Source organism: Spirosoma lacussanchae (assembly GCF_005870035.1).
Lineage (GTDB): Bacteria > Bacteroidota > Bacteroidia > Cytophagales > Spirosomataceae > Spirosoma > Spirosoma lacussanchae.
This window is the reverse complement of sequence record NZ_SWJG01000001.1, coordinates 1,642,570-1,669,086: the sequence shown is the minus strand read 5'-3', so window position 1 is coordinate 1,669,086 and position 26,517 is coordinate 1,642,570. Positions and strand designations below refer to the sequence as shown.

General features: G+C 54.9%; 24 protein-coding genes and 1 tRNA gene. 11 read left to right on the top strand and 14 right to left on the bottom strand.

Translation table 11 applies throughout. The annotated features are described in order from the left end of the window. Positions 1 to 149 precede the first annotated feature (149 nt). A complete protein-coding gene (locus FBR45_RS06915; protein ID WP_138500570.1) occupies positions 150 to 737 on the top strand; it encodes a Crp/Fnr family transcriptional regulator in 588 nt (195 codons plus the stop codon). A gap of 29 nt (positions 738 to 766) precedes the next feature. On the opposite strand, the gene FBR45_RS06910 is transcribed toward FBR45_RS06915, so the two are convergent. After that, positions 767 to 1,126, bottom strand: coding sequence for a nuclear transport factor 2 family protein (locus tag FBR45_RS06910; RefSeq protein ID WP_138500568.1), 360 nt, complete (start codon positions 1,124 to 1,126; stop codon positions 767 to 769). 356 nt (positions 1,127 to 1,482) lie between these two features. Beyond that, positions 1,483 to 1,566, bottom strand: a tRNA-Leu gene (locus tag FBR45_RS06905). Positions 1,567 to 1,750: 184 nt separating this feature from the next. Here FBR45_RS06905 and FBR45_RS06900 point away from each other — a divergent pair. Further along, complete coding sequence (locus FBR45_RS06900; RefSeq protein ID WP_138500567.1) at positions 1,751 to 4,483, top strand: PAS domain-containing protein; 2,733 nt, start codon at positions 1,751 to 1,753, stop codon at positions 4,481 to 4,483. Between the two features lie 27 nt (positions 4,484 to 4,510). On the opposite strand, the gene FBR45_RS06895 is transcribed toward FBR45_RS06900, so the two are convergent. Continuing rightward, the gene (locus FBR45_RS06895; RefSeq protein ID WP_138500564.1) at positions 4,511 to 5,749 is read right to left on the bottom strand and encodes an ABC transporter permease; all 1,239 of its coding nucleotides are present in this window, start codon (positions 5,747 to 5,749) and stop codon (positions 4,511 to 4,513) included. A gap of 143 nt (positions 5,750 to 5,892) precedes the next feature. On the opposite strand from FBR45_RS06895, the gene FBR45_RS06890 reads away from it, so the two are divergent. Continuing rightward, positions 5,893 to 7,155 carry an asparagine synthetase B gene (locus FBR45_RS06890; RefSeq protein WP_138500562.1) on the top strand — a complete coding sequence of 421 codons (1,263 nt, stop codon included), beginning with the start codon at positions 5,893 to 5,895 and terminating at the stop codon, positions 7,153 to 7,155. Between the two features lie 5 nt (positions 7,156 to 7,160). Here FBR45_RS06890 and FBR45_RS06885 read toward each other — a convergent pair whose 3' ends face one another. Beyond that, a complete protein-coding gene (locus FBR45_RS06885; RefSeq protein WP_138500561.1) occupies positions 7,161 to 8,195 on the bottom strand; it encodes a DNA/RNA non-specific endonuclease in 1,035 nt (344 codons plus the stop codon). A gap of 105 nt (positions 8,196 to 8,300) precedes the next feature. Here FBR45_RS06885 and FBR45_RS06880 point away from each other — a divergent pair, with 105 nt between their 5' ends. Next, positions 8,301 to 9,524: a BaiN/RdsA family NAD(P)/FAD-dependent oxidoreductase gene (locus FBR45_RS06880; RefSeq protein ID WP_138500559.1), complete on the top strand. Its 1,224-nt coding sequence runs from the start codon at positions 8,301 to 8,303 to the stop codon at positions 9,522 to 9,524. A gap of 147 nt (positions 9,525 to 9,671) precedes the next feature. Further along, complete coding sequence (locus FBR45_RS06875) at positions 9,672 to 10,334, top strand: hypothetical protein (protein ID WP_246082133.1); 663 nt, start codon at positions 9,672 to 9,674, stop codon at positions 10,332 to 10,334. A gap of 63 nt (positions 10,335 to 10,397) precedes the next feature. Here the strand turns inward: FBR45_RS06875 and FBR45_RS06870 are convergent, their stop codons facing one another. The 6 genes from FBR45_RS06870 to FBR45_RS06845 all read right to left on the bottom strand — a co-directional run bounded on the left by FBR45_RS06870 (position 10,398) and on the right by FBR45_RS06845 (position 16,142). Further along, positions 10,398 to 11,345: a bifunctional riboflavin kinase/FAD synthetase gene (locus tag FBR45_RS06870; RefSeq protein WP_138500557.1), complete on the bottom strand. Its 948-nt coding sequence runs from the start codon at positions 11,343 to 11,345 to the stop codon at positions 10,398 to 10,400. Positions 11,346 to 11,426: 81 nt separating this feature from the next. Continuing rightward, positions 11,427 to 12,161, bottom strand: a complete 735-nt coding sequence (truB, locus tag FBR45_RS06865; protein WP_246082132.1) for a tRNA pseudouridine(55) synthase TruB — start codon at positions 12,159 to 12,161, stop codon at positions 11,427 to 11,429. A gap of 62 nt (positions 12,162 to 12,223) precedes the next feature. Continuing rightward, a complete protein-coding gene (locus FBR45_RS06860) occupies positions 12,224 to 13,069 on the bottom strand; it encodes an undecaprenyl-diphosphate phosphatase (RefSeq protein WP_138500553.1) in 846 nt (281 codons plus the stop codon). Positions 13,070 to 13,206: 137 nt separating this feature from the next. Continuing rightward, complete coding sequence (locus FBR45_RS06855) at positions 13,207 to 13,536, bottom strand: DUF3098 domain-containing protein (RefSeq protein WP_138500551.1); 330 nt, start codon at positions 13,534 to 13,536, stop codon at positions 13,207 to 13,209. Between the two features lie 15 nt (positions 13,537 to 13,551). Continuing rightward, complete coding sequence (locus tag FBR45_RS06850; protein WP_138500549.1) at positions 13,552 to 14,433, bottom strand: cell division protein FtsX; 882 nt, start codon at positions 14,431 to 14,433, stop codon at positions 13,552 to 13,554. A gap of 152 nt (positions 14,434 to 14,585) precedes the next feature. Then, positions 14,586 to 16,142 (bottom strand): glycoside hydrolase family 32 protein, encoded by a 1,557-nt coding sequence (locus FBR45_RS06845; RefSeq protein WP_138500547.1) that lies wholly within the window; start codon positions 16,140 to 16,142, stop codon positions 14,586 to 14,588. A gap of 123 nt (positions 16,143 to 16,265) precedes the next feature. On the opposite strand from FBR45_RS06845, the gene FBR45_RS06840 reads away from it, so the two are divergent. Continuing rightward, positions 16,266 to 16,901: a methyltransferase domain-containing protein gene (locus tag FBR45_RS06840; RefSeq protein ID WP_138500545.1), complete on the top strand. Its 636-nt coding sequence runs from the start codon at positions 16,266 to 16,268 to the stop codon at positions 16,899 to 16,901. A gap of 4 nt (positions 16,902 to 16,905) precedes the next feature. Here the strand turns inward: FBR45_RS06840 and FBR45_RS06835 are convergent, their stop codons facing one another. From FBR45_RS06835 to corA, 3 genes are all read right to left on the bottom strand, one after another. Then, positions 16,906 to 17,364: a hypothetical protein gene (locus FBR45_RS06835; RefSeq protein ID WP_138500543.1), complete on the bottom strand. Its 459-nt coding sequence runs from the start codon at positions 17,362 to 17,364 to the stop codon at positions 16,906 to 16,908. A gap of 105 nt (positions 17,365 to 17,469) precedes the next feature. After that, the gene (locus FBR45_RS06830) at positions 17,470 to 18,291 is read right to left on the bottom strand and encodes a mechanosensitive ion channel family protein (RefSeq protein WP_138500541.1); all 822 of its coding nucleotides are present in this window, start codon (positions 18,289 to 18,291) and stop codon (positions 17,470 to 17,472) included. A 113-nt stretch (positions 18,292 to 18,404) separates the two neighbouring features. Beyond that, positions 18,405 to 19,355 carry a magnesium/cobalt transporter CorA gene (corA, locus tag FBR45_RS06825; protein WP_138500539.1) on the bottom strand — a complete coding sequence of 317 codons (951 nt, stop codon included), beginning with the start codon at positions 19,353 to 19,355 and terminating at the stop codon, positions 18,405 to 18,407. A gap of 140 nt (positions 19,356 to 19,495) precedes the next feature. Between corA and FBR45_RS06820 the strand changes: the two genes are divergently transcribed. The 5 genes from FBR45_RS06820 (at position 19,496) to FBR45_RS06800 (ending at position 25,700) form a co-directional block, all read left to right on the top strand. Continuing rightward, on the top strand, positions 19,496 to 21,766 hold the full coding sequence (locus FBR45_RS06820; RefSeq protein ID WP_138500537.1) for an NADP-dependent malic enzyme: 2,271 nt from the start codon (positions 19,496 to 19,498) through the stop codon (positions 21,764 to 21,766). A gap of 3 nt (positions 21,767 to 21,769) precedes the next feature. After that, entirely contained in the window at positions 21,770 to 22,771 is a 1,002-nt protein-coding gene (gene trpS / locus FBR45_RS06815; protein ID WP_138500535.1) for a tryptophan--tRNA ligase, read from the top strand. Between the two features lie 117 nt (positions 22,772 to 22,888). Then, entirely contained in the window at positions 22,889 to 23,803 is a 915-nt protein-coding gene (locus FBR45_RS06810; RefSeq protein ID WP_138500533.1) for a sugar phosphate isomerase/epimerase family protein, read from the top strand. Between the two features lie 45 nt (positions 23,804 to 23,848). Then, positions 23,849 to 24,424 carry a phosphatase PAP2 family protein gene (locus FBR45_RS06805; RefSeq protein WP_138500531.1) on the top strand — a complete coding sequence of 192 codons (576 nt, stop codon included), beginning with the start codon at positions 23,849 to 23,851 and terminating at the stop codon, positions 24,422 to 24,424. 118 nt (positions 24,425 to 24,542) lie between these two features. Next, positions 24,543 to 25,700 carry a glycosyltransferase gene (locus FBR45_RS06800; protein ID WP_246082131.1) on the top strand — a complete coding sequence of 386 codons (1,158 nt, stop codon included), beginning with the start codon at positions 24,543 to 24,545 and terminating at the stop codon, positions 25,698 to 25,700. 10 nt (positions 25,701 to 25,710) lie between these two features. Here FBR45_RS06800 and rlmB read toward each other — a convergent pair whose 3' ends face one another. Further along, a complete protein-coding gene (rlmB, locus tag FBR45_RS06795; RefSeq protein ID WP_138500529.1) occupies positions 25,711 to 26,508 on the bottom strand; it encodes a 23S rRNA (guanosine(2251)-2'-O)-methyltransferase RlmB in 798 nt (265 codons plus the stop codon). Positions 26,509 to 26,517 lie beyond the last annotated feature (9 nt).

Genomic DNA, 26,517 nt, shown 5'->3' with positions numbered 1-26,517 from the left:
CTGGGTGGCAGGTATGAAGGTGGCGAACTAAAGATACGAGTTGTGCGCTTACAAGCTAGTCAGCCTGGCAACCGCAGCGAATTACTATCCGGCCAAATTTCATGCCTCAACCTGTTGACGCCACGCAAACCGATTACTGAGCCACCTCCATGGTATCCTCTCTCATTCACTACATTCAGGCGCGATCGTCGAGTCCGCTCTCCGAAAAGGATATCAGCCTGATCAACGAAGCATTCATTCCTAAGAAGTTGCGAAAAAGACAATTGCTGCTTCAGAAGGGAGAAGTCTGCAAATACATCGCCTTTATCGTTAAGGGAGCCACCCGTCAATATACGGTTGACGACGAAGGAAACGAGCGTGTACTAAACCTGTGCATTGAAGGCTGGTGGACATCTGACCGGGAAAGTTTTCACAAAGAGGCTCCCTCCATCTACAACATAGAAACCTGGGAGGAAACAGAGTTCCTGCTTTTGCCCAAAGCGAACGGCTACTACGAACAGGTTAACAGCATCCCGGCCTTCAACGAAATGCGGATAAAACTGGATGATAACCAGCACATGGCCGCGCAGAAACGGTTGTACGCATCAAAAAACCACCCGGCCCACGTTCGTTATGACGAATTAGCGCGGCTGTATCCTGAATTTTTGCAGCGGTTTCCCCAACATATTATTGCCTCTTATCTGGGCATCACCAAAGAAACCCTTAGCCGCATTCGCCACCAGACGGCAAAGAAATAAGCGATTACATTCAGAAAAAGACAATCCATTTATGGCGCATTCATGAACACAAACAGATGCGCTATTTTCTCGTCTTCCAGGACAAAAAAGTCCATACCGGTTAATGTATTCGGCTGAGGACCGGTTCGGATTGTCCAGTAGAGTCGGGCGCCGTGTTGCGTACTGTCCATCGGTTTTTCTGCGGTAAACAAGAAGTCGGCGTCGTCTGCAAACAGTTTGTCAATAAAATCAGCGATAGCCTCAGTATCGGTGAGGGTAAAGTCCTTATCATACATCTGTATGTTTGCAGCATAGATGGTTTGCATCATCGCAACACGCCGGGCCCGGTCTTTTTCGTTCCAGATAGCGACGTGTGTTTCCTGTATACGCGTCAATAAATCGGTTTCCATACGCAAAAAGTAGTCAGGTAAGCAGAACAGATTGTGAGGTCAAAACTAGCTTCTGGAATCGATCTCTGTTGTTGATATACATCAATAAAGAAGACACTGATCGTACCGGGTATCTTGGCTTACGGCCGGTCAGGCCCACCCTCAGCCCGGCCACGACGATCATCCACCAACGGAGCCACGAACATTGGCAGCCGGAAGTTGTCGGCCTTGGCTGTCAATTGCGAGTCCAGTTACCGTACCGACCGGAATCAGCCCTCCATTCGCAGCGGACAGGGGAGGAATGAAGACCGGATGCGAACGGATGAGCAAAAAATAAGGTCATAACCTGCCGAGAGCAAATTATGACCTTGATTATGTACCGGGAGCCGGACTCGAACCGGCATGTCCTTGCAGACAATGGTGTTTGAGACCATCGCGTCTACCGATTCCGCCATCCCGGCGTCTGGAATCGTTCCTGCCGGGGCAGGATGCGTTTGTCAAACGTGGGCACAAAAGTAGGGGGCTACGTTCATCTTTGCAAATAAATCCCCAATCAGGCCCGGGAGATTCCAGAAATGGGTGAGCATCTATAGATTATATGATACTGATTTGATTAGCTTTACAGCCCTTAGTCAGTACATTACCATGTATACTTCCCCCTCAACGTCTATCAGCTTCCCTTCTCCCCCGCTGCTGGCCGAACTATTTGTCGGATTGCCTCATGGTGTCATAGCTTACGAAGCCGTTCGGGATGCCGACGGGCTGATTCTGGACTACCAAACCCTATTTTATAATCCGCAGGCACTGGCCATCAAAGGGCATACGCCTGAGCAGATGACCCAGCAACTGCTGTTTCAGCGGTCTCCTTATCTCCGCATCCAGGCCGATTCATTGAGGCAGGTGGTTGAGAACCAAACGGCCTATGATTATGAAGAACTGATTCCGATCAGCAATCGCTGGTTTGCCTTCGAGAACAGGCCGCTGGGAAACGGTTTTTTTACCATCATCCGCGATATCGACGCCCTCAAGCAGGCCGAGCAGCAACTGGCCGAGCAGAATGAGTCACTCCGGCGTAGTGCCGACCAGGCGCTTCAGCAACAGCGGCTGATCCGGTCGGTGCTGGATACATCCCCAATTGGAATTACTGTTGAACAGGCCATCCGAGACGAAACCGGCGACATTACTGATTTTCAGGCCATTCTGATCAACCCCACCGCCCTGACTATGGGCGGCCATCCCGAAGAGCAGGCGCTGAGCCGACGCATCAGCGAACTGAACCCCACCTTCAGGACCTCGGGGCTGATGGCTGCTTATAAAGCCGTTGTCAGCACCGGTGAGCCATTCCATGTGGAGTTTTACTACGCCCCGCTGGCCCGAACCCTTGAGATTACGGCTACCCGGATGGACCCGGAGCATCTGATCGTCCTGTTCAACGACGTAACCCAGGCCCGGCAGGATGCCCTGGCGCTGCAACAGAAAAACGAGCTGCTGAATGGTGTACTGCGCACCTCCGAAAGCGGCATTATCGTATTTGAAACCGTTCATGAGGCCCATCAGCCTACCAATTTCCGGCTATTGCTTGCCAACCAGAGTGCCAGGCGGATGTTTGGTCTGGAAGTAGCTGACGCCATTGGCCAATTACTGACCGAGATCAGGCCCGCCACCCGTGAAACCGGCCTCTGGAAACGCTACAACCGGGTTTACCAGACGGGCCAGACCTACCAGGGACAGTATTTCGATATACCTACTCAGCAGTGGTTCGACGTAACGATCAATAAGCTCGGCGATGGGCTGGTGGCCACCTTCAACGATATTACCCAGGCGCAGCTCGCCCGGCAGCAAATCGATGAGCAGGCCCGGCTTTTCAACGGAGTACTCTGTAGCATTACCAACGGACTGTCTATCCTCGACGTGGTTCGCGATGAGACGGGTGCTATGACTGATCTGCGCTATGTACACGTCAGCCAAACCATTCTGCACGACACGGGCCGTACGAAGCAGGAGATGATCGGCAATACGATTCTCTCGCTGTTTCCGGGCGTTCGGGAAACCGAATACTGGACAGCTTATCAGGAGGTAGCCCGCACCGGAAAGCCCCAGCGATTTGAGGTACACTACACCGCCGAAGGGTTCGATAATTACATGGATAACTGGGTAACGCGACTCGATGAGAATCGGATCATTTCGATCTACGCGATTACCAATGACCAGAAGCGCGTCGAGATTCAGGCCAAACAGCATGCGGCCACACTCCAGAGTGTGCTGGATAGCTGCCAGTTGCCCATTGTCCTGCTGGAACCCATCCGTAGCGATCAGGGCGCTATAATTGATTTCCGGTACGTGATCCAGAACGAAGCCAGCGCCCGCATCCTGGGCCACCCCGTAGCCGAAACCACCTCCCGAACGGTGCTCGAAGTCATTCCCGGCCTCCAGTCGTCGGGCATTTTCGATCGGTACGTAGCGGTTTATGAGACGGGTTTACCCCAACAGTTCGAGCAGCGTCTGTCCGAAGCGCCTATGGTAGGCTGGTTCGATTTTTCGGTCGTCAGGCAGGACAATGGTATTGTGGTCGCTATCAATGATCAAACGCTGCTCCGGCAAACGCTGCAACGTGCTGAACAGCTGGTTATCGATCTGCGCCGGTCGAACAGCAACCTGGAACAGTTTGCTTATGTAGCCAGCCATGACTTGCAGGAGCCCCTTCGCAAAATTCAGTCGTTTGGCGATGTGCTGATGAACCAGTTTAGCCGGTCGCTTTCTGACGAAGCCCAGGATCTGCTGCTTCGGATGCAGTCGGCAGCCAGCCGTATGAGTTTGCTGATTCGTGACCTGCTTACCTATTCGCGGCTGTCTACCCAGCAGGAGCCGTTCAAACGGGTTGATCTGACTACGCTGATCGTTGAGATAATCAGTGATTTCGACCTAACGATTGCTGAAAAGAACGCCCAGGTCGTTATTAACAACGGCAGCGGGCAGCCCCTCCCGGCCCTCAACGGCAACGCCATTCAGCTTCGCCAGCTCTTTCAGAATCTGATCGGCAATGCACTGAAATTTGCCCGGCCCGGCCTGGACCCCGTTATCTCAATCACTGCCCAGCCGGTCGGGCCCGACGACGTTCCGGTTGCGGTTCAGAACCGTATGCAGCACAGCTGGATAGCCGTGGTGGTCAGCGATAACGGTATCGGCTTCGACGAGCAATATCAGGAACGTATTTTTCAGCTGTTCGAGCGCCTGCACGGCCGGAGCGAATACGCCGGTACGGGCATTGGCCTGGCCGTTTGTCGGAAAGTAGCCGAAAATCATCAGGGTACTATTGCTGCCCATAGTCAGCCCGGGCAGGGCGCCACGTTTACCGTTTACCTACCGGTTGATCTGTAAGGAACTCCCGCATCTCTAACGACGCGATTATTCGTAGCGCAACGCTTCGATCGGGTCCAGCTTTGAGGCCCGCACGGCCGGGTAAATACCGGCAAACAGCCCAACGCCTACGCAGACGACCAGGCCCAGCATCATCCAGGCCCAGGGTACAACGAAGCCGCCTTCACCCTGGCTAATGACCAGGGCAATGAGGTTGCCAATGCCGAGGCCCAGCACAACGCCACCCAGTCCGCCCAGAATACAGATAACAATGGCTTCGATCAGGAACTGCTCCCGAATTCGTTTGGGTGTGGCTCCGAGCGACTTGCGAATCCCGATTTCGCGGGTGCGTTCGGTTACGGAGACGAGCATGATGTTCAGCAGTGCTATCGACGCGCCCAGAAGGGTGATGAAGCCAATGCCGAAGCCGCCAATACGCAGATACCCGGTGATGTTCTCGGTTTCTTTAGCCAGGTCATCGGCCCGCTGAATTTCGAAGGAATCAGGTTTTCCGAGCTGGTCGTGCCGCACGAGTCGCATAACCCCCTGCGCTTCACCGATGGCCTCATCCTGGTCGGCCACGCTCGGCGCCGAAGCCGTAATATCAAACGATAGCTTCTGGCTGCCGGCCAGCGCCCGGGCGTTGTCCAGCGGGATCAGAATGATCCGATCATCGCCCCCACCCGTAAACCCGCCTTTCTTGGCCAGTACGCCAACCACCTTGTACTGGCTACCCGATACCCGAATGGCCTGATTGAGTGGGTTTATTTTTTTCTCGAACAGCGTAGCGGCTACCTCGCTGCCGATTACGGCTACATTCAGTCCGTATTCGAGGTCGTTCTGCGTGAGGTTACGGCCGCTCAGCAGGGAGAAGCCTTTAACGGCCAGGTAGGCCTCATCGCCCCCCGTCAACTGAACGTTGGGATTCGTTTTCCGCGAGCCGAACTTAGCCTGAGCCGCTCCGTTTACGACCGTCGACACGGCAATGGTTGTTCCCAGCGAAAACCGGCGCTTGAACTGGATGGCATCGAAATAATCGATTGGTTCGTCCTGTTTCTGCACCCGGCCACCCCGCCGGAAGGCGTCCTGCCGGGCCACGATGCTGAACGTATTGGCACCCAGCCCCTCGAAACTGCTGTTGACCGAATTCTGAATACCGTCAATAGCGGTCAAGATACCCACCAGCGATGTAATACCGATGGCAATGATGAGCGACGTCAGGATGGTGCGAAGGCGGTTCCCCGCAATCGACCGCAGTCCTTCACGAATATTTTCGATTAAGTTCATAGCCAGGAACAGGGTGCGACAAGCCTGACGGGCAAACGTAGTACCAGACTATCTATGCACGGAGCACGGCGCTTTTTTCGCACAATAATTGCTTATCTTTCGTTATTACAAAACTACGTCGTACAATCTGAACGGGGAAACCAATGAAACGGCTGCTGTTACCGCTTATCCTAATTCTGTCACTAACGGGTCGGACCTGGGCTTCCCGCATTCTGATTCCCATGGATGAGGGCCAGAAGAATCACTTGAAAGCCTATGGGATCGCATACTGGATACTTAAAACGCACGATACCGAGATCGACTGGTTGCTGAATTATCGGGGCGGCTCGTTTATGATGCCCCAGAGCCAGGCGTTCATCAATGAAATGGTTATCCGGGGGGTTAGCTACGATATTATTTCCGAAGCCCAGGCGGGTCAGATCCTGGCCGAGGTAGCCGCTCCGGATGCGAACATGGACGCGGTCAAGTTGCAGAAACCACCCAAAGTGGCGGTGTACTCTCCCAAAACAAAACAACCCTGGGACGATGCCGTAACGATGGTGATGACCTACGCCGAAATTCCGTACGATGTGGTGTTCGACGAGGAGGTCATGAACGAGAAACTACCCGAGTACGACTGGCTTCACCTGCACCACGAAGACTTTACGGGCCAGTTCGGCAAATTTTTCCACTTCAAAGACCAGCCGTGGTACATTGCCCAGAAACAAGAAGCGGAAGCCATTACCCGCAAATACGGCTTTACTAAAGTACCCCAGCTGAAACGGGCTGTTACGCAGAAAATTCGTGATTTCGTTCTGGGTGGTGGCTATGTGTTCGCCATGTGTAACGCTACCGATACCTACGATATCGCACTGGCGTCGCAGAACACGGATATTGTTGAGAGTTTCTACGACGGAGACCCCGCCGACCCGAACGCTAACAACAAGCTTGACTTTTCGCAGACGTTTGCCTTCCGAAACTTTCAGGTCTATACCAACCCGTACCTGATCGAATTCTCCAATATCGACAACCAGCCCGAAGAGCGCGGCCTGAGCGAGCACAACGACTACTTTACCCTATTTCAGTTTTCGGCCAAGTACGACCCGATCCCGACCATGCTGACGCAGAATCACCTGAACGTTATCAAAGGGTTTATGGGACAGACTACGGCCTTCAAGAAAAACCTGATCAAGCCCGAGGTCATCATTATGGCCGAGAACCGCTCGGCCGGTGAAGCCCGCTACATTCACAGCCCCTACGGCCGAGGGTTCTTTACCTTCTACGGCGGCCACGACCCCGAAGATTATCGCCATGAGATTGGCGAAGAGCCTACCGACCTGAACCTGCATCCTAACTCGGCCGGCTACCGGCTCATCCTGAATAATATTCTCTTCCCGGCGGCCAAGAAGAAGAAACAAAAGACCTAGATCGGCTAATAGCTGAACCAGGCTGCCGTTGTCTCGTCGCGGCCCTGGCTCTCCAGCCGACGCTCCAGGTCATCGGGTAGTTTCGGAAAAAAATCGATGCCGGTAATACGCTCGATCTGATCGACGGGTACAACAAACGACCGTAGCGACTGGTCTGACGGCTCGTTGCGTAATAAAAAGCCAATCATCCGAATATCGGGCTTGTTGCAGTACAGAAGCACTTTATAATACTGCTCCGGTATGCTGACTTCGTTTTGCCGACCAATGGTGGGCAATCCGGATTTGAGTACAGGGCCGGTGATGACGTACAATCCGTTATCGCGGACGGCCCACTTGCGGACCAGTTCTTCCAGTTCACGCCAGATGCCCCGGTTGAACTGCGGAGCCTGAGGACTGATATTGCTCATATAAAACGATTCGCGCGTCATGCGCTGGGAGAACTTAAAATCACCCGCCGGAGCCAGGTGCCCGCGGTCGTAGCCAGATCGGGTGTAGTCAGAAGGCAGGGCCGAACCCGTTTCGACCAGTGGATCGGGCTGAAACTGCTCCCGGTCGCGGTCGGCTTCGCCGGTGATCTCGTACGCCAGTAAAGGGTAAGCCACCCAGTCGGCCTGCTCATAAGCCTCCCGGTAGCGCAGTACATACCCGTCGTGCCGGATAATAGCATCGTCGGAACGGAATGCTGGCAGCAAAAAATCAACCTGCTTTTCAAAATCGAAACGAACATTTCCAGTTGCCGTTCCTTTTTCAGCCGGTTCAGGCGCGTTGCGACGGTCATCAGAGGCTTCGCTTTCCGGTTCGGGCTGATCGCTGGCTACGTCTTCGGTGGGTTCAGGGGCTTTATAGGGGTTGCGCTCCTGCCTGGCCGTTGACGGGCCGAGTCCAACAATCCGCCGAATATCGTTCCAAAACGCTACAACGGGCTGAGTACGACCGCCGTAGTGCAGAAACAAGCCAATCAGAAAAAAGACGAACAGCAACACGAGGGTGTTGCCGCGTAGCCGGAAGCCCCGACGCATGTATTTTTGTGGTGAGCGCATAGGTGTAAAACTACGAACGGTTTGTGGTTTACGGCAGATCGGGCGCAAGTTAACGGACTGTCACACCTTTGTGAACCGTAACCGATAAACCCCTGTTTTGTCAGTATGTCTTTGCGTATTATTGTCATTGGTGGCGGAGCCGCCGGTTTTTTCGGAGCCATCACCGCAGCCGAAACCTTCCCCGATGCTTCCGTCACTATTCTGGAAAAGAACCGTACCGTTCTCAATAAAGTACGCATCTCGGGCGGTGGCCGCTGCAACGTAACCCATGCCTGCTTCGACAATCGGCAACTGATCAGGTACTATCCGCGGGGCGAGAAACCCCTGCGCACCCTGTTGCCCGTCTTCGATGCTGCCGCTACCGTGCGCTGGTTCGAAAGTCGGGGTGTCAGCCTGAAAACCGAAGCAGACGGGCGGATGTTTCCAACCACCAACACGTCCGAAACCATTGTTGACTGCCTGCTCGACACGGCCCGAAAGCTGGGCATTTCGGTCCGGACAAGCTGCGGTGTCGAGTCGCTTAGCCCGACGGGTAGCAACTGGACACTACACCTCCTGAACGGCGAACGCCTGGAGGCCGACCGGGTTCTGGTGGCTACGGGCGGGTATCCGCAACGCCCCTCCTACGACTGGCTGCCGGAGCAGAACGAACCACTAATTTCGCCGGTGCCTTCACTCTTTACGTTCAACACGCCCGGCAGTTTCCTGCTACCGCTGGCGGGTGTTTCGGTACCGGATGCCAAAGTATACGTGGTAGAAACCCGACAGGAACAACGCGGACCGGTTTTGCTGACCCACTGGGGCTTCAGCGGTCCAGCCGTGCTGCGGCTGTCGGCCTGGGCAGCCCGCGAGCTGGCCGAGCGGGACTACCGATTTACGCTGCGGATCAACTGGACGCCCGACCTGAACGACAACTCAGTCCGGGTAGCCCTGCAAAATTTCCGGCAGCAGAACGGCCGCAAACAGGTTATTTCTCAGAATCCATTCGGCTTACCGGGTCGGCTCTGGCAGGCGCTGGCCAGCCAGTCAGACATTGCTGTCGAACAGCGCTGGGCCGACCTACCCGCCAAGCCACTCAACCGCCTGGCCGAGCGGATGACCAACAGCCAGTTTGAGGTAGAGGGCAAGAGCACATTCAAGGAAGAGTTTGTCACCTGTGGCGGTATCTCTCTCGACGCGCTGACGCTCCAGACGCTCGAAAGCAGGGCGCAACCGGGCTTGTTCTTTGCGGGCGAAGTCCTGAATGTCGACGGAATTACTGGGGGATTTAATTTCCAAAACGCCTGGACAACAGGCTATATAGCGGGCCGTCACATCGGTATGGTCTAAAAATTACAACGGGCGTTCCAACGGTACCCATCCGGATTGAGTCATTACTATACGTTTCCGGAACGTGTTGCCTGATTTTTTACCATTATTGACTAGTACATGAAACGATTTGCTATGTCTGTTCTGGCATTGGTATCATGCTTGAGCATGAGCTGCCAGGATAACAATTCAACCATAAATCCCGCGCCGACAACCGGCGTTCTTATCAACGATGCGTTTGCTACCAGCCAGAACGGCTGGGATGGCGACGTATCCGACTACGCTGTCGAACAGCAGGCGCTGATCGAGTTTTCGTTTTCGCATACCGGACTCCCCGCGCCACTTGACCAGTCACAGAAAGCCCTGCGGGTCTTCGGTCGCAACCGCAGCGACGATATTTTCATGTTTGTACGGAAACAGCTGACGGGCCTGCGGCCCAATACCGACTACAAACTACAGTTCGATGTGGAACTAGCCTCCAGGTATCCGGCCAATAGCATCGGCATTGGTGGCTCGCCGGGCAGCAGCGTCTTTTTGAAAGCCGGTGCTTCGGCTACGAAGCCGGAGAAAGTTCTCGACGGCACGTTCTATAAACTCAGCGTTGACAAGGGTTCGCAGTCAGACGCCGGTCCGGCAGCTGTTCTGATCGGTAACGTGGCCAATGGCAAAGAGGTAGAAGAGTACACCCTCATTCAGCGGACCAACAAAGAACAGCCCCTGACAGCCCGTACGAACGACAAAGGTGAGTTATGGGTGTTTGTGGGCAGCGACTCAGGCTTTGAGGGTGATCAGGCGCTGTACTACAGCAAAATCAAAGTAACAGCCCTATAAGTACGCGATAACACAAAACCGCTGGTTTCGCTTCTGTCTGGATGCTGCGAAACCAGCGGTTTTTTAGTGACCGGCCAGTACGGTACGCGCCGATTCTTCGTCGCGCTTCAACTGCTCGACCAGCGCAGGCAGCCCATCAAACCTCTGCTCGGGCCGTAGAAACTCCCGAAACCGCAGGGTCAGGTGTTCGCCGTAAATGTCTTTTTCAAAATCGAAGATGTATGTCTCAATGGTCTGGTTCGTTCCGGCTACGGTTGGGCGAAAGCCGATGTTGAGCATACCACCCAGCAGCTGATCATTGGCCGACTGCCCGGCGTACAGCACATCAACCGCGTATACGCCGTTGGCCGGAATGAGTTTAACCGGGTCGTCGACCTGCATGTTAGCCGTCGGGAAACCGATAGTCCGGCCCAGCTGACGTCCCTTGACTATGGTGCCGGTCAGGCTGTAGGGCCGCCCCAGGAACAGGTTCGCCGTGTGCACGTTTCCTTCGCTGAGAGCCGCCCGGATCTTGGACGAACTAACGCCTACCGCTTCCACGTCCTGCCGGGGTATCTCTTCCACCTCGAATCCGTATTCGCTCTGATGCGCCCGTATGTAGTCGAAGCCTCCCTCCCGGTCGCGTCCGAATCGGTGATCATAGCCGATAACCAGCTTTTTGGTGCCTATTTTATCGATCAGAATCTGCCGAATGTACTCTTCCGACGTTAGTTGGGAAAACGACCGCGTAAACGGAATCACCACCAGGTGATCAACGCCAGCCTGCTCGAGCAGGGCAATTTTCTCATCCAGTGTGGTCAGCAACTTAAGATCCTGACTGTCGTTGGCCACTACCGTACGGGGATGCGGCCAGTAGGTGATCAGCACCGATTGACCATTGCTACTCCGGGCTACTTCAGTAAGCCGTTGCAGGATTGTCTGGTGACCGCGATGAACGCCATCGAACGTACCGCTCGTCACTACGGCATTGGGCAACGGCTGAAGGTCGTCAAGACCACGATAAACACGCATTCGTTTCGCAATTGATTGTCATTGGCAAAGCTCTGTTAGGAAGACCGCTAGCCTACCATCTGTGTCCGCTTTACCGTCTTGTTAGTCAGTAGCCGTATCTGATCCGGGTTGCGGCTCAGCGGCTTTAGTGGCCGCTGACGATTTGTACCGATCGATAAAGGCTTCGAGCGTATCGGCCTCTTCGATGCGGAAGTCGCCGATACGGGTCCGGCGCAGCGCACTCATGTAGGCCCCGTTGTTGAGCAGCAGCCCCAGATCACGAACCAGACTACGAATATACGTGCCTTTTGAACACACAATTCGGAAGTCGACGGCCGGAAAGTGCTCGGCGTTGGTCTCGAACAGCCGCACCGTAACCTGGCGGCTTTTGATCTCCGTCGTTTCACCCCGCCGGGCTTTTTCGTACAGTCGCTCACCCCCTACCCGGACCGCCGAGTAAATGGGAGGCACCTGTAAAATATCGCCGGTCAGCTGACGGGCTGCGTCCTGAATCTGGTTGGGTGTGATGCCCGCTGTTTCGAATTCGGCGTCGAACTCGGTTTCCAGGTCGACGGAGGGGGTGGTTTTCCCCAGTACCAGCGTACCGGTATATTCTTTCTCCTGCGCCTGATACTGATCGATCTGCTTGGTCATTTTACCAGTGCAAAGAATCAGCAGCCCAGTGGCCAGTGGATCGAGCGTACCGGCATGCCCAATTTTCCTGAACTTACAGGCATACTTCAGTTTGTTGGCCACGTCGAACGAGGTCCACGTCAGTGGTTTGTCGATCAGAATCAGCTGGCCTGGGTCGGGCTGTTGCCCCGTTGGTTGTGACACAGAAATAAACAGAAAAAAGGAGTCCATACAGGGACATGCCCTTACATAGACCGTAGTCAATTTTACAATACGTCGAGCTTTACGCCGGCGGCTAGCAGGCCCAGCAGCAGCAGGCCGAGCGCAATCCGGTAATAACCAAACACTTTAAAGCCATAGCGTGTCAGAAACCCCACAAAGCCGCGAATGGCAATCAGCCCAACCACAAACGCAATGCCGTTGCCGATCAGCAGAATTTGGTAATCGTCGGGCTGGAGCAGCTTGTAGCTTTTTAGAAGTTTGTACCCCGAGGCAGCCGCCATGGTAGGTACTGCCAGAAAAAACGAAAATTCAGCCGCCTGCGTCCGGGTCAATCCCTGATACATACCACCAATGATCGTTGCTGCCGATCTCGACACGCCTGGAACCATGGCTATGCACTGAAAAAAGCCGATCCGGAGCGCATCGGGTGCCGTGACGTCACGGTCTTTGGGCTGTCGCTTGATGATATCATCGATGAAGACTAAGATGATTCCCCCCACCAGTAATGAAATCGCCACAACCACTACGTTCTCCAGCAGGGAGTCGATAAAGTCATTGAGCAGAAAGCCGATAACGGCCGCGGGGAGGAAGGCAATCAGGATTTTGGCGTAGAAGTCGACCAGGCGCTGGGTCTTTTGCGGAAACCGCAGCACCCAGTTGGGCAGCGGAATATCGCCCGTCCGGGTGTCGGTCAGGAACCGGCGGTGATATAGCACCAGCACCGACAGGATACAGCCAAACTGTATATCAACGGTATAGAGCTTGGTGAATTCATTCCCGGCAATACCCGCCAGCGAGGAATAGATAATCATGTGGCCGGTCGAAGAAACCGGCAAAAACTCGGTAAGTCCTTCAATAATGGCCAGGACAATGGCGTGAATCAGATCCATCAAAAGAGGGTATAAAACGGTCCGCCGTACCAGTCATACGGTTGTAACACTGCAAAGATGGGTGAGGTGAACCCAACTTTACAACTTTACCCACGCATAACCGCTACGGCGGACTAATTTATACCGATCTGTTCCGGTTAACTCCGGGGCCGGGCCAGAATAGCGAAGAACTCGATCACGAAGCCACTGAAGACGACCAGGGGCCCCAGGGTCAGCCCCAGAAATCCGAAGCCAAACTCTTCTTTGTCGAGGCTCATGATGAAGAATCCCAGCAGAATAACACCAATGCCAGCCAGCATGATCATGTAGTTACGCCGACCGAACGGCAACGCAGCCGTTGGGGCCGGTTCTGACGAACCAAACCGGCTGGTTAAAGGCTTGGGTGCGGCCGTTGCCACAACCGGTGCTTTTTTGGCGGGCTCTTCACGCACCAGCGTGGTTGAACCCAGTTGCTTATCTTTTGCCATAATCGTGTTTTCTTCTCAATACAACTCATCCAGGGTCAGGCCCAGGTAGCGATGCACGGCCTGAAACGTACTTAAAAAACCAATTACTACGCCCAGGCCAACCAGCCCCGCCAGCAGCATGGCCATCTTTTCATAATCCTGAAAAGCACCCAGCTCGGGTAGGTTGCGGATGGCGAGTTGCAAGGTAATCAGCAGCAGTACCACCGCGATGACCCCTGCCAGAAAGCCCTGCCAGATACCGCGTCCTAAAAACGGGCGGGTAATGAATCCATTGGTTGCTCCGACCAGCTGCATACTCCGGATCAGCATCCGTTGAGAATGCAACGCCAGCCGAATCGTATTGTTCATCAGCACCACAATAATCACGAGCAGCACCAGCGCAAAGGCCGACATGATCAGGTAGATCCGGGTGATGTTACGATTAATGCTGTCGACCAGGTTTTCCTGATAAACGACCTCAAAAACGCCGTCAATCTGCTCCAGATCCGATTTTACGCTTTGCAACTTAGCTTCGTCAAAGTACTCTTCGTTGAGTTTTATCCGGTAGCTGTCGCGCAGTGGATTTTCGCCCAGAAACTTCGAAAAATCTTCTTTCGTCTCCGCAATAAATTCTTTAGCCGCTACTTCTTTCGTAACCAGCGTTACCTGCGCCGACCCGTTGGTTTTCAACACATAAGGCCGTTCTGACAATGTCCGAAGCAGCGCAGCAACCTTGGTTGAGTCGAGATCTTTGTCTAAAAACGCCCGCATCTCATAGTTCTCGCGGATGTACGTCACCAATCGCTTGGATTGGATGGCCAGCAGCCCGCAAAAACCAATTAAAAACAAAGCCAGCGTCAGACTAAATAAAATCATGCCACTGGGGTACGTACCTACTTTCTTCTTTTTACGAGCCATTCAGGGGTTCGTGTTGGTAAAACAAAATTACGTGAATCAACCGGCGAATGGGCTAATTTAAGAAAATTTAGGGTTTCTGTCGCCTTCCGTTCCCGCTTTTGGCGGTAAGGCGAGCGTCTGACGACCTGCCGAAAGCCATATTCCCCTGCTTTTCATCGCCATATTCCCTCTATAGGCTGTATGATTACTGAACGTAAACCGTCGCCAAAAAATGTTATGCCTGTAGCAGATGGCCCCGGAAATATCTGATTCGTCATGGTAACCTGCCCATCGTTGGCAAAAATCTCGACCGATGAACGGTCTACCCAGACCTGCAGGGTTACCCGACCGTTCTGCGGTTTGAGCGGAGCCGTGAAACGACCCGGAAAATCGTTGTTGAACCCAGTCTGGCCAGACCGGCTCCGATCCAGAAATAGCTGCTGCCGGACCGGATCGTACCCGATGGCTGTGGCTTCGGTTTCATCCTGGCTGTTTTTTCGAAGCTGCACCCGGACCCCCGGACTTACCTGTTTGGGTTCCAACTCCAGCGTTAACAGATAGGTATCCGTGGGCAGGCTCGAACTGGCTGTGTGAAGCTGGTCGTTCAGCTGAGCCACATCGGTACCGGTCCAGCGGAAGGGGGTTCCCAGCAGCGGTTTCAACTCCTGGATGGGCCGCTGCCGGAGTTCGTAACGTGCCGGTGTGCCACTGTTCTGAAGTTTGACAAGCCGCAGCTCGCGGGGCAGCGTCATGGCACCCCGAAACGGGGCCGTGGGCAGATCGTTGGCATACTGCCAGTTATTCATCCAGCCAATGCTGATAGTGCCCCGGTTGCCGCGCACGGGCAGGTTGTTAAACGTGATGGCTGCGTAGTAGTCTTTCCCCCAGTCTACGTACCGCACGTCGCCGGGTTTCAGCTCACTGACGAACGACTTTCCATCAAACCGACCCAGATAGTACTGCATACCAGATCCACCGGCTGGCGCGCCCCCGCCCATCGACAGCATCAGTAGCCACTTGCGCTCCAGCGTGCCTTCTACCGGCACCTCGACCAGATCAGGACATTCCCAGATTGTGGCCGGGCTGTCGGCAGCGGTAAACTCGCCCGATTTGGTCCATTGCTTTAGGTTAGGCGACTGATAAAACAGCGCTTTTTTCTCGGTAGGCAACAACACCACCATGACCCAGCGCTGTGTAGGCTCGTGCCAGAAGACTTTCGGATCGCGAAAATCTTTCTTGTTCAGGTCGATGACGGGGTTGGCGATGTACTTGGTCCAAGTGCGGCCCCGATCCAGGCTGTAGGCAATATGCTGGCTCTGGCGGTTGGTCTGGTGAGCCGTATACACAGCGACCATCGGTACGACCCCATTCTGTCCGAATCCGCTGGTGTTATTTTTATCCACGACGCAGCTGCCCGAGAAAATCATGGTTGACCCTTCCTCCAGAATGGCGGGGGGCAGCTCCTTCCAGTGTACAAGGTCGCGGCTGATAGCGTGTCCCCAGGTCATGTGTCCCCAGCGGTTACCGTACGGATTGTACTGATAAAACAGGTGATACTCGCCATCGAAATAGACCAGGCCGTTGGGGTCGTTGATCCAATTGGCGCGGGGCGAAAAATGATACTGAGGCCGGAAAGCCTGTCGGTACGTTGTATCCGTACCGGTTCGCTGCGCCAGCCCCGCTGATGACAGCAAACTACCGAGCCACACGGCCCATAAAGCACGGATCATAATATGGAGTAAAACACGTTACGGCGCACAAGTACGCTATTCCAGCGCACATTCTGGCACGGGACCAACAAAACATCCACGTAAATCAATTCGTTAAACAGACCAGTCTTAACAGCCTGCATTATGATACCAGCCCGAGCATTCCAGCGATACGACGAAACCGATGACGCCCGGTTCTACGACCAGCCCCGGCTAGTCAACCACATCGATGACCGGGCTATTGAGGCTACGACAGCGCTGTTTAGTGAGTACCTGCCTGTCAACGGAGTCATTTTGGACCTGATGAGTAGCTGGGTCAGTCATCTGCCTGCGGATGTATCGTACCAACGGGTATCGGGTCTGGGAATGAACGAAACCGAACTGCGTGCCAACCCCCGTCTGACCGACTATTTTGTCCAAAACCTCAATCAACAGCCACTGCTTCCTTATGAGACGGGCTCATTCGACGGCGGCATGGTAACGGTATCGGTTCAATACCTCACGAACCCCGTTGCCGTTTACCGCGACCTGGGTCGGGTGCTGAAACCGGGGGCGCCCTTTCTAACCGTTTTCTCCAATCGTATGTTCCCCACGAAGGCAGTGGCTATCTGGCAGGCGCTCGACGACGTGGGCCATCAGCAACTGGTTCGCAGCTACTACGAACAGGCTGGCGCTTTTGACGCGATTACCCTGCTGGACCGTAGCCCGCGTGGCTGGGGCGACCCCTTGTTTGCGGTTGTCGGGTATCGCCGGTCCGACGAAGCTCTACCACCAGCCTAATTTGTTATCGGCTTTTCTTCCAGCGGTCCAGAACCACACCCGTAACCAGGCCGCCAAACAGATACCAGCCCACGGTCATAGCTACCGTGGCTGACGTGCGGTTGGTTGGCGCTTCGCCCAGCCCCATAGGTCCGGGAAGCGTCACAGCTCCTACACCTGCCAGGAGCCCCAGCACACCCCCGGCTACTACCGGCTGCTTATCGCTCAAACCGGCCAGACTGTAATACAGGGCATTTGAAATAACATCACCCAGCATGGCCTGACGGTAGAGCGCATTGCCGGTAGGTGGCTGCTCCCCCGCTTTCTGATACCCTTTCTGTATACTCCGCATTCCCAGCACATCGGCCCGAGGGGCGTTGGGCACAAACTGCCGAACCGTTTCGTGCAGCACATTCAACGCCAGCGCGCCCGCCAGCCCGCTGCCAAGGGCCTGGGGAACAGCAGGATTTATTATTGTAGACATGTTTCGCTGAGTAAGTTTATACGTATCCAACCCGGCCGGCGATAAGTTGTTCGGGCGAACTGAGCTAGCGGAGGGCAGAATGACCAGCCAGCTCGCCCCGACCGGCTACTCGTTCGTCACATACAATTGAGGTTTGGGCGCCTGAATACCATCTTTCCCGAACTGCCTCGCCATGTTTTCGAGCAGGTAATAATGTGTCTCCCAGTAGGTGTCGCTCTTTGTCCAGACCCGAACATCATAATCGCGGGAGTTGGCATTCAGTTTAGCAATCAGTACGTCGTGGTCCCGGTCTTTGAGCGCATATGGACATGCATTGACAACCTCCCTTACAGAAGCTTCGGTAGCATCTATGTCATTCTGACTGCCTACCGTATATACCTGATCAACGCGGATAATTCCTTTTGTACTGATGTTGGTAATGGCCGAGGTCGACAGGGGGCCATTCGGCAGAATAATCGTTTTGTTATCGAGCGTAACGAGGGTTGTATCGAAAATACGGATCGCTTCAACATGTCCCGAAAAGCCCTGTGCGTTAATGAGGTCACCCACCCGAAATGGTTTGAAGATCAGAATAAGCACCCCACCTGCAAAGTTGGCCAGACTGCCCTGTAGTGCCAGCCCCACTGCCAGGCCAGCCGCGCCGATGATGGCCACAAACGACGTAGTAGCCACGCCAAGTGTATTAGCTATACTCAGCAAGAGTAGCACCCGCAGCGTTCCGTTAACTAATGAGAGTAAAAAGGGCTGAACGTCGCGATCTACATGTCGCCGGGTCATCATAGTTGACAGCAGCCGGGTAATCCAGCCAATTAGCCAAAGGCCAGCAATAAGGGTCAGTATAGCCAACACAATACGGCCACCATACAGTGTAGCGAACGTGATTATCTGTTCGTAGATGCGCTGTGCGCTTGCCTGAGCATTTTCCATGGATATATCCAGTTTAGTTTACCCCTCAGACGCACGCATTCATAAAGGTAACTCTACCAGAAAATTTTCAGAAAATAGCCCGTAGATAACTGAAAAACCGGCTCTGACCAGTCCTATAACCAGTTCTTCCGTCGGAACACCCAAACCGTTAGTGCCGACGACAGCACCATCATCGCCAGGGCAAACGCATAGCCGTACTTCCAGTGCATTTCAGGCATCGCATCAAAGTTCATACCCCAGATGCTGGCCAGCAGCGTAGGCGGCAGAAACACCAGCGACACAACGGTAAAGATTTTAACGATCCGGTTCTGCTCCAGATCAATCAGACCGAGGTAGGTATTCTGCAGAAATTCAAGCCGTTCAAAAATGAAATTCGTGTGATCGATCAGCGAACCAATATCTTTGATCAGGGTACGGAGCCGCTGCTGCTCGGCGTCGCTGAACCAGCCGTCTGACCGAATCATGGACGAAATAACCCGCTGTTTGTCGACTACGTTTTCGCGGATGTTCATGGTCAGCTCCTGGTAATCGTTGATGTTGAGCAGCATCTCCCGGTCCAGGTTCGCATCCAGGTCGAGCATTCGATTGATGGCCTTGATCTCGCCCGACACCATCTCGATCAGGTCCGCATCATAGTCGATCCGCGACTCGAAGATCGAAATCAGAATCTGAGCCCCGTCGCCAAACAGCGCCCGGCGCGACTTGATCCGTTTTACGGTGTCGGCAAATGATTTCAGGTCAGCATTCCGGTAGGTGAACAGCGTATCGTCTTTAAGAATAAAACTAACTGGTACCGTTATGTAGCGATGTTCGGGGTCAGGCACCAGAAAGTTGGAATTGGCAATCAGGTAATCGTCTTCCTCGATATAGCGCGATGAGCTTTCGATCTCCAGCTGCTCCTGCTGGCTCAGAAAATCGACATCGAATTTTTCTTCCACACTTTTGATCTCGGCCGTCGTCGGGTTTTGAAGATCGACCCAGAGCGTTCGTTCAGTATCAGAGAATGAATCGATATCGCGGACTTTACGGACGGCTGTCTCGTCTTGCTGGAAGATTCGGATCATGCAAAGGTTGAGCAGATAAGCGTTCGGCCGCGAAGTTCGCAGATTGCGCGCTACCACCAAAACAACCGCTGAATTTCGCCCCCTTTCCGTACCTTCGCGCTCCCGAACCGTAGAACAGCATCCATCAGCAACAAACCGTTATGCAGCAGAAAATCCGGCGTGAAGATGCCCTCGATTACCACGCCAAAGGGCGTCCGGGTAAGCTTGAAGTCATTCCTACCAAAGAATATAATACCCAGCGCGACCTCTCCCTGGCCTATTCGCCCGGCGTGGCAGAGCCCTGTCTGGCCATCGAAGCCAATGCCGACGATGCCTATAAATATACGGCCAAGGGCAACCTGGTTGCCGTTATCAGCAACGGTACGGCCGTTCTGGGTCTGGGCGATATTGGCGCCGTAGCCAGCAAGCCCGTTATGGAAGGCAAAGGCCTCCTGTTCAAGATATACGCCGACATCGACGTATTCGATATCGAGCTCGACACCCGCGACCCCGACGAGTTTATCCGGACCGTCAAGATTCTGGAGCCCACCTTTGGCGGTGTAAACCTCGAAGACATTAAGGCCCCCGAGTGTTTCGAAATTGAAGAACGGCTGCGGCAGGAGCTGAATATTCCGGTTATGCACGACGACCAGCACGGTACGGCCATCGTGAGCGGAGCGGCCCTGCTCAATGCCCTGGAGCTGGTCAATAAAAAAATTGAAACGGCACAGTTTGTGATACTCGGCGCCGGTGCTGCGGCTATTTCCTGTGCCCGGCAATATGTGGCCCTTGGTGCCAGAACCGAGCATATTGTGATGTTCGACGTCAACGGCCCACTACGCACGGACCGTACGGACCTCAACGACATTACCCGGCCTTTTGCGACCAGCCGCGATATAAAATCGGTGGCCGAAGCCTTTGTCGGCGCCGATGTGTTCGTGGGTCTCTCGAAAGGCAACATCGTGAGCCAGGATATGATCCGAACCATGGCGGCCGACGCGATTGTGTTTGCCATGGCCAACCCAACGCCCGAAATCAGCTACGACGACGCTATGGCCGCCCGGCCCGACATCATCATGGCAACCGGCCGGTCCGATTATCCCAACCAGGTTAACAACGTACTGGGCTTCCCCTATATCTTCCGGGGTGCTCTCGACGTACGGGCTACGGAAATTAACGAAGCCATGAAGCTGGCGGCAACCTATGCCCTGGCCGACCTGGCCAAAAAGCCCGTTCCGGACATTGTCAACCTGGCCTACGGGCAAGATAACATGGTCTTTGGCCGTACCTATATTTTACCCAAACCCGTTGACCCACGGCTGCTGGCTACTGTCGCACCGGCCGTTGCCCGGGCCGCCATCGAGTCAGGCATGGCCCGCTCCCCCATTACCGACTGGGATGCCTACGAAGCGCAACTAGCCCGACGGCTGGGACATGATAACCAGATTTCGCGGGTTATCCTGACCACGGCCAAGACCAACCCCAAGCGGGTTGTGTTTGCCGATGCCGAGAACCTGAAAGTGCTGAAAGCCGCGCAGCAGGTACGAGATGATGGAATTGCCTACCCGATTCTGCTGGGCGAAGTGGCCAAAATTCAGAAAATCATCTTCGACAATAACCTCGACCTGGGGCAGATACCGATCATCGATCCGCGGTCGCCCGAACAGGCCGAACTGATTCAGCGGTTTGCCGATATCTATTTTGACAAGCGCAAACGCAAGGGCGTCAACGCCACCGAAGCCCGCAAGCTGATGTATTACCGCAATTACTTCGGAGCGATGATGGTGGAGACGGGCGAGGCCGATGCGCTGATTTCGGGACTGACACGTTCGTATCCCGATACGATCCGACCGGCGCTACAAGTCATTGGCAAAGAACCGGGGGTCAAAAAAGTAGCGGGTATGTACATCCTGCTCACCAAACGCGGCCCGCTGTTCTTCTCCGACACAACCGTAAACTTCAACCCGACAGCTGAAGAAATCGTTGAAATTACCGAGCTGACCGCCCGCACCGTCGAGCGTTTCAACATCAAACCACGCATAGGTCTGGTAACGTATTCGAACTTCGGCAGCGCCAAAGGCGAAGATGCCGAGAAGATGAACCGGGCGGTTGAGATCCTGCAGCAGCGGCATCCCGATATGATCGTAGACGGTGAAATACAGGCCCACCTGGCTTTCAACACCGAGCTGCTGGAACAGAATCATCCGTTCAGTAAGCTGGTCGGTGAAGGCGCCAACACGCTGATTTTCCCGAATCTGTCGGCGGCCAACATTGCCTATAACCTGATGAGCGAAACGGCCGGGTTCGACGCCATCGGCCCCATTCTGCTGGGCATTCGTAAACCCGTTTACGTATTGCAGCTGGGTTCTTCAGAACGCGAAATTGTTAACATGGTCGCTATTGCGGTCGTAGAAGCACAAGGGAAGGAATAAATAATGGCACGTATTTTAACCGGTATCCAGTCGAGCGGCCGACCGCATCTGGGCAACATTCTGGGGGCTATCAAACCCGCTATTGATCTGTCGCTGCTCCCCGGCAACGACTCGTTTCTGTTCATTGCCGATCTGCATTCGCTCACCAGCCTACGCGATGGCAGCATCCGGCGCGACTACGTCCGCGCTATAGCCTCTACCTGGCTGGCCTTTGGCCTCGACACCAGCCGCACTACCTTCTGGCGGCAGTCGCGGGTGCCGGAGCATACCGAGCTAGCCTGGTACCTGAACTGCTTCACCCCAGTGCCGATGCTGGAGAACGCGACTTCGTTCAAGGATAAGTCAGAGAAGCTGACCGCCGAAGCCGGTAGCCATGCCGCCAGCGCCATCAACGCCGGCTTGTTCACCTACCCGGTTCTGCAGGCTGCCGATATTCTGCTGTACGATGCCGAAGTGATTCCGGTGGGTAAAGACCAGCGGCAACACATTGAGATGACCCGCGATATAGCCGGCGCCCTAAACCGGTCGGTAGGGGCTGACATTCTGGTTCTGCCCGAAGCCAGAATCGACGAACGGCTCATGGTCATTCCTGGCATCGACGGCAAGAAGATGAGTAAGTCGTATAACAACTACATCGACATCTTCCTGCCCGAAAACGAGCTGTATAAGGTGATCAAAAAAATCAAATCAGACTCAACGCCCCTCGAAGACCCCAAGAATCCGGACACCGACATTACGTTTCAACTTTACAGCCTGCTGGCATCTGACGAACAGATTCAGGAGATGCGCGGGCTCTATGAAGCCGGTGGATTCGGCTACGGGTCGGCCAAGAAGGCGTTTTACGAGCTGATCATTCAGAAATACGCCACCGAGCGCGAGCGGTTTACGTTCTACATGACCAACAACGATGAGCTGGAGCGGGAACTGCGCACCGGCGAAGAAAAAGCCCGCGCCGTAGCCAGTCAGACCATTGCCCGCGTGCGCGAGAAGCTCGGCTTCAACTAACCAGCCGTTGGTTTCCGGAAAGGCTTTCGTCTCGGAAAACCAACGGCACCGCCCAGGGTTGCTGAACCCAATGGCTATTGATAATTTTGTACGGTATCTATTTCCTACTCCCTCTTTATGTTACACCTCGGCTTTGTATCGGCAATCCTGGCCGATTATGACCTCAACGGCGTGCTGAAATTTGCATCGGAGCACTCATTCCGATGCGTTGAACTGATGTGCTGGCCCGCCGACAACGCCGACGCCCGCCGGTACGCAGGCGTCACCCACCTGAACGTCGACAAGCTGAACGTTGAGCAGGTGCACGCGTTGACCCGTCAGTACGGCATCTCGATTTCGGGCCTTGGCTACTACCCCAACCCGCTCGACCCGGACCCGGAAAAGGCGGAGTTTTACCGCGAACACATCCGGAAAATTATTCGGGCGGCAGCGCGACTGGGTATCCCGGTGGTAAACACCTTTATTGGCCGAAACCCGTCGTTGAGCATAGCGGAGAATCTCAAACTGGTTGCCCAGCACTGGCCCACCATCGTGAAGGAGGCCGAAGAAAACAACGTCCGGATCGGCATTGAAAACTGCCCTATGTGGTTTACCGACGACGAATGGCCGGGCGGTAAAAACCTGGCCACAACGCCCGCCATCTGGGACCGCCTATTCGAGCTTATTCCGTCGCGGGCGCTGGGGCTCAACTACGACCCGAGCCACCTGGTCTGGCAAATGATGGACGAGATACGCCCCATCTACGACTACCGCGACCGGCTGCACCATATCCATCTGAAAGACGTGAAGGTCTACCGCGATAAACTGAACCGCGTCGGGATCATGGCCAACCCGCTGGAATACCACTCGCCCAAGCTGCCTGGCCTGGGTGATGTTCGCTGGCGCGATTTCTTCGCGGCCCTGACCGATGTTCGCTACCGGGGGCCCGTCTGCATCGAAGTAGAAGACAAAGCCTACGAAGGCAGCCCAGAAGACGTACAAAATGCCATACTCACCGCCCGAAATTACCTGAGCCAGTTTCTGGTGTTATAGTCTGACTGGAGAGGGATTTACGTACCGCCTTTACCTTTGCGCCCCATGCGCGACGCTCTGAACCGACTCGATACCGACCTTTTTCTCTGGCTCAACGGCCAGCACGCTCCCTGGCTCGACCCCATTATGGTTTTCGCCACGGAGCGCAACAGCTGGTTCCCTTTCTATGCCCTGCTGATTGGCTGGCTGGCGGTTCGCTACCGGAAACAGGCACTGTATTATATCCTGACGCTCGTTGCCGCGGTGGTTCTGAGTGATCAGACCGCATCGACCCTGCTTAAACCCCTCACCCTTCGCCTACGCCCCTGCCACGAGTCGGCGCTCCAGCCCCTGATCCACCCGGTGCTGGAATGCGGTGGGCTGTATGGGTTTGCGTCATCGCATGCGGCTAACACCTTTACCCTGGCAACAGGACTCTGGCTGCTGGTAGGCCGGGAATATCCGCAGGTCAAATGGGTGTATTTGTGGGCGGCCTTTGTAGCGTACAGCCGTATTTACGTAGGTGCTCATTATCCACTCGATATACTAGCCGGAGCCGGTATTGGTGTCCTGGCGGCCATACTCTGCACCCGGGCCTACCGGGCGCTTCAACGACGGGCCAGCCAGCAGCGGACTGCCTGAGTTTGTCCCGTTTGCACGATTTTCGGCGGGGTTCGACGTATAGCCTAACAATCCGGTTTTACAAGCCGTTGTCAACCTACCCTACAGTTTTAGACGACTCAACGTTTTAGGGTAGCTTATGATGAAGCCAGCTAGTACCGGTGTTCTGCCCGATACCCCGACCGACCGACCTCTTTTTGACTCGCAGCCTTCTTCGTCCCTGAAAATCAGTGTAATTGTACCTGTCCGGAACGAAGCCCATCACCTGACCGATACCCTCGATGCGCTGCGGAACCAGCAGAACGCGAGCGGGCAGGCTATCAACCCCATTATTTTTGAAGTTCTGCTGCTGGTCAACAACTGTACCGATTGTTCGTACGACGTGGCCCGGCGGTATCAGCAGCAGCATCCCGACTTCCCCCTCTTGATTGAACAGATTACTCTGCCTCCCGCCCGGGCTAACATCGGCACTGTACGACGATTGCTGATGGATGCAGCCTGCCGACGGTTGACGACGGTCGGGAATCCCAACGGTATCATTGCCTCTACCGATGGCGATACGGTCGTTGACAGTCAATGGATTTATTATACCCTGTGTGAGATTGAAAACGGGAGCGACGCCGTGGGGGGACGAATACTAACCCGACCCGACGGCAGCGCCGTACGGCTTTTTCACCTGCGCGACGTTATGTACAGGACCCTGGTAGCGCAGGTCGAAGCCCGGCTCGACCCCCATCCCCACGATCCCTGGCCCCGGCATTTTCAACATTTCGGCGCCAGTATTGCCGTTACCTGCCGCATGTATCGCCAGGCGGGTGGGTTGCCCGAAAAGCCGTTTCTGGAAGATGAAGCCTTTTATCGGGCTATGCTCCGGACCGATGCCAAAGTTCGGAAAAGCCCCAACGTGCGGGTGTTCACGTCGACCCGCACCCAGGGCCAGGTAGAGATTGGCTTCTCAGAGCAGTTACGCTACTGGGCAACCCTGGGCCTCTCGGGACAGCGGCAGCTGGCTGAACCGGCCGAAGCCGTCATCACCCGCATCCGGCACCGGCACCGGCTTCGTCGATGCTGGCTCCGCCGGGAGCAGAACAGCCAGCCCGACTGCCTGGTCAGTGTTGCCCAGGGGTTGCTGATCGACCCCGCCTGGCTGGCAACGGAGTTTGCAATCGCGCCTTACTTCGGGCAGCTGTGGGAAAAAGTAGACGAAAAAATGGCGGCAGGCCGGTGGGCGGCTCACTGGCAACCCGTTCCGATCACAACCGCCATCCAGACGCTGCGTGCGTTTTTACAAACGTAACAGAGACTTACTACTCAGCCTGCTGCTGCGTGGTTCGCTGCCGTACGGCTTCGTACAGAACGACGCCGGTAGCTACAGATACGTTGAGCGACCCAACCGAACCCAGCAGCGGAATTTTTACGTGCGTATCGGTCATTCGTAGCAGTTCGGGAGAAATACCGTCTTCTTCAGACCCCATGATAACGGCAATCGGACCGGTCAGATCGGTGCTGCGTTCGTACAGATCCCGGTTCGATTTTTCGGTACAGGCCACTACCGTAATTCCTGACTCCTGCAGGTACTTGACCGTTTCGGTCAGGTCCGGCTCCCGGCAAACCGAAATATGATTGAGCGCCCCCGACGACGTTTTCATGGCATCGGAGTTGATGGCCGCAGCCCCCCGCCCCGGAATAACGATGCACTGCACACCGGTACACTCGGCCGTACGGGCAATAGCCCCGAAGTTACGGACGTCGGTGATGCGGTCGAGCAGCAGAAAAAACGGCGTTTCGCCCCGTTCGAATACATCGGCAATGACGTTGGAGAGTTTGACGTACTGCACCTGCGCCACCAGGCAAACAACCCCCTGATGGTTTTTACGCGTTAGCCGGTCGAGTTTTTCGACGGGTACGCGCTGGATGGTGACCCGGTTCTGGAAGGCCAGATTCTGGATGTCGGGATGACTGAGCCCCTTCTCCATATACAGCTTGTCGATCTGCTGATCGGACCGAAGCGTTTCGAGAACGGACTGGATACCAAATACCATCTCGTCCGGCTGGGGACGAAACTGAGGACGGGAGCGAAAATTACGATTAGACTGTTGGGGCATTGATAGTAA

What these genes read in the sequence shown, in the direction of transcription:
- FBR45_RS06915 (WP_138500570.1), top strand. Translation starts at nt 150, where the DNA reads ATGGTATCCTCTCTCATTCACTACATTCAGGCGCGATCGTCGAGTCCG.
- FBR45_RS06910 (WP_138500568.1), bottom strand. Translation starts at nt 1,126, where the DNA reads ATGGAAACCGATTTATTGACGCGTATACAGGAAACACACGTCGCTATC.
- FBR45_RS06900 (WP_138500567.1), top strand. Translation starts at nt 1,751, where the DNA reads ATGTATACTTCCCCCTCAACGTCTATCAGCTTCCCTTCTCCCCCGCTG.
- FBR45_RS06895 (WP_138500564.1), bottom strand. Translation starts at nt 5,749, where the DNA reads ATGAACTTAATCGAAAATATTCGTGAAGGACTGCGGTCGATTGCGGGG.
- FBR45_RS06890 (WP_138500562.1), top strand. Translation starts at nt 5,893, where the DNA reads ATGAAACGGCTGCTGTTACCGCTTATCCTAATTCTGTCACTAACGGGT.
- FBR45_RS06885 (WP_138500561.1), bottom strand. Translation starts at nt 8,195, where the DNA reads ATGCGCTCACCACAAAAATACATGCGTCGGGGCTTCCGGCTACGCGGC.
- FBR45_RS06880 (WP_138500559.1), top strand. Translation starts at nt 8,301, where the DNA reads ATGTCTTTGCGTATTATTGTCATTGGTGGCGGAGCCGCCGGTTTTTTC.
- FBR45_RS06875 (WP_246082133.1), top strand. Translation starts at nt 9,672, where the DNA reads ATGAGCTGCCAGGATAACAATTCAACCATAAATCCCGCGCCGACAACC.
- FBR45_RS06870 (WP_138500557.1), bottom strand. Translation starts at nt 11,345, where the DNA reads ATGCGTGTTTATCGTGGTCTTGACGACCTTCAGCCGTTGCCCAATGCC.
- FBR45_RS06860 (WP_138500553.1), bottom strand. Translation starts at nt 13,069, where the DNA reads ATGGATCTGATTCACGCCATTGTCCTGGCCATTATTGAAGGACTTACC.
- FBR45_RS06855 (WP_138500551.1), bottom strand. Translation starts at nt 13,536, where the DNA reads ATGGCAAAAGATAAGCAACTGGGTTCAACCACGCTGGTGCGTGAAGAG.
- FBR45_RS06850 (WP_138500549.1), bottom strand. Translation starts at nt 14,433, where the DNA reads ATGGCTCGTAAAAAGAAGAAAGTAGGTACGTACCCCAGTGGCATGATT.
- FBR45_RS06845 (WP_138500547.1), bottom strand. Translation starts at nt 16,142, where the DNA reads ATGATCCGTGCTTTATGGGCCGTGTGGCTCGGTAGTTTGCTGTCATCA.
- FBR45_RS06840 (WP_138500545.1), top strand. Translation starts at nt 16,266, where the DNA reads ATGATACCAGCCCGAGCATTCCAGCGATACGACGAAACCGATGACGCC.
- FBR45_RS06835 (WP_138500543.1), bottom strand. Translation starts at nt 17,364, where the DNA reads ATGTCTACAATAATAAATCCTGCTGTTCCCCAGGCCCTTGGCAGCGGG.
- FBR45_RS06830 (WP_138500541.1), bottom strand. Translation starts at nt 18,291, where the DNA reads ATGGAAAATGCTCAGGCAAGCGCACAGCGCATCTACGAACAGATAATC.
- corA (WP_138500539.1), bottom strand. Translation starts at nt 19,355, where the DNA reads ATGATCCGAATCTTCCAGCAAGACGAGACAGCCGTCCGTAAAGTCCGC.
- FBR45_RS06820 (WP_138500537.1), top strand. Translation starts at nt 19,496, where the DNA reads ATGCAGCAGAAAATCCGGCGTGAAGATGCCCTCGATTACCACGCCAAA.
- trpS (WP_138500535.1), top strand. Translation starts at nt 21,770, where the DNA reads ATGGCACGTATTTTAACCGGTATCCAGTCGAGCGGCCGACCGCATCTG.
- FBR45_RS06810 (WP_138500533.1), top strand. Translation starts at nt 22,889, where the DNA reads ATGTTACACCTCGGCTTTGTATCGGCAATCCTGGCCGATTATGACCTC.
- FBR45_RS06805 (WP_138500531.1), top strand. Translation starts at nt 23,849, where the DNA reads ATGCGCGACGCTCTGAACCGACTCGATACCGACCTTTTTCTCTGGCTC.
- FBR45_RS06800 (WP_246082131.1), top strand. Translation starts at nt 24,543, where the DNA reads ATGATGAAGCCAGCTAGTACCGGTGTTCTGCCCGATACCCCGACCGAC.
- rlmB (WP_138500529.1), bottom strand. Translation starts at nt 26,508, where the DNA reads ATGCCCCAACAGTCTAATCGTAATTTTCGCTCCCGTCCTCAGTTTCGT.